Annotated in this window: 2 protein-coding genes; one reads left to right on the forward strand and one right to left on the reverse strand. The window is 74.1% G+C overall.

The features are described from left to right. Nucleotides 1-961, forward strand: a 961-nt coding sequence (locus ABFX54_RS56495) for an N-acetylglucosamine kinase (protein WP_346115593.1), incomplete at its 5' end; no start/stop codon positions are given. A 27-nt stretch (nucleotides 962-988) separates the two neighbouring features. Here the strand turns inward: ABFX54_RS56495 and ABFX54_RS56500 are convergent. Further along, nucleotides 989-1,249 (reverse strand): hypothetical protein, encoded by a 261-nt coding sequence (locus ABFX54_RS56500; RefSeq protein WP_346115594.1) that lies wholly within the window; start codon nucleotides 1,247-1,249, stop codon nucleotides 989-991. Nucleotides 1,250-1,588: the final 339 nt, after the last annotated feature.

A 1,588-nucleotide genomic window follows, 5' to 3' on the forward strand; every position in this document is an offset into this window, starting at 1 on the left:
CATCAGGGCCCGCGTCGAGAGCGGCGAGGGGGCCGCTCACGGCGAGGACACCTCGCCGGCGCCGCGTGCCGGGGGCCGGGTGGACCTCGACCGCCTGGACGCCGGCATCACCACGGTCATCGAGAACGCCACCCGCGCCGGCGGGCAGGCGGAGACGGGCCGGGGGCCGGGGCGGCTGGCCGGGATGGCCATCGGGGTGACCGGAATGCCCGGCCTGGTCAGGGAGCCGGAGCCGCTGTGGCACGCCCTGCGCGATCGCTTCGAGCTGGGCGTGCTCGCCGTCGCGGGCGACACGGTGACCACGCACGTCGGCGCGCTCGGGTTCCGGCCGGGAGTCGTCGTCGCCGCCGGGACCGGCGTCATCACGCTGGGCACCGACCTCGACCGCGTCTGGAACCAGTCGGACGGCTGGGGCCACCTGCTCGGCGACCACGGCAGCGGCGCGTGGATCGGCATGTACGGGCTCCAGGCCGCCCTGCGCGCCCACGACGGCCGCGGCGGCGGGTCGCCCGCCCTGCTGGAACGCCTGACCGCCCGTTTCGGCCACCCCCTGGACCTGGTGGCGCTCGTCTACGAGTCGGCCTCGCCCGCCCATCATCTGGCCTCGTTCGCCCCGTCCGTGGCCGACGCGGCCCACGAGGGGGACCCGGTCGCGCGGGCCATCTGGGACGAGGCCGGCCGCAGCCTCGGCCAGGCCGCCGTCGCCGCCGCCCCCGGGGTCGAGCCGGTCATCTCCTGGGGCGGACGCCTCTTCGACGCGGGCGACCTGCTGATGGAGCCGTTCCTGGCCGCCGTACGGGCCCTGCTGCCCGAGGCCCGTCCCACGCCGCCGCTGGGCACCTCGGTGGACGGGGCGCTCGCCCTGGCCAGAGCCGCCGCCCGCGGCGAGCTGCGGTCACGCCACCCGTACCTGTACGTCTTCGCCGCGGACCGCGGCGCGCCCCCGCCGCACACCCGCTGATCGACGCCACCCCGCGAACCCACCCGCTCATTCGGCGATCTCGTCGACCAAGTGCGTCCAGAACGCCGTCAGCTCGTCGCCGATGTAGCGCTGATAGTGGATGCGGACATGGCCCCCACCGTCACCCGCCCGGTAGACGGACACCTCCGTGTACGGCGTGCCGTCGTCCACGAAGCCCGTGTACAGGTGTGCCCAGTCGCCGCTCTGGGGTGTCCAGTCCGGGAACGCGAGCTGGGCGGCGTGGTTGCGAAGGGCGCTGAGCCACCGATCTTCCCTCGAGGTTCGCATACTCCACGGTGGCAGGACGGCCACCAAGAGCAGGCAAAACGCGGCCGTCGGCAACCCCAGTCGGCGGAGATCGTCCCCGAGAGGGCCCGATGCCGGTGAAGTGACGAAGGTCCCGGGCTGCGCGGGCTGTCCGGCACTGCCGCGCGAACCGCGAAGACGGTGTGCTTGGGGTGACAGCGAAACGGTAGATCACCCCTTGAAAGGAGGCCGTCATGGCCGCCACCATCAACAGCCCCGTCGTGAACGCCACCACCACGACGCGCCGCCCCGCCGCCGGCTACGTCTGGGCCCTCGCCCGGATCGCGCTCGGCTGGATCTTCCTCTGGGCGTTCCTGGACA

Source organism: Nonomuraea maheshkhaliensis (assembly GCF_039529435.1).
Lineage (GTDB): Bacteria > Actinomycetota > Actinomycetes > Streptosporangiales > Streptosporangiaceae > Nonomuraea > Nonomuraea maheshkhaliensis.

What these genes read in the sequence shown, in the direction of transcription:
- ABFX54_RS56500 (WP_346115594.1), bottom strand. Translation starts at nt 1,249, where the DNA reads ATGCGAACCTCGAGGGAAGATCGGTGGCTCAGCGCCCTTCGCAACCAC.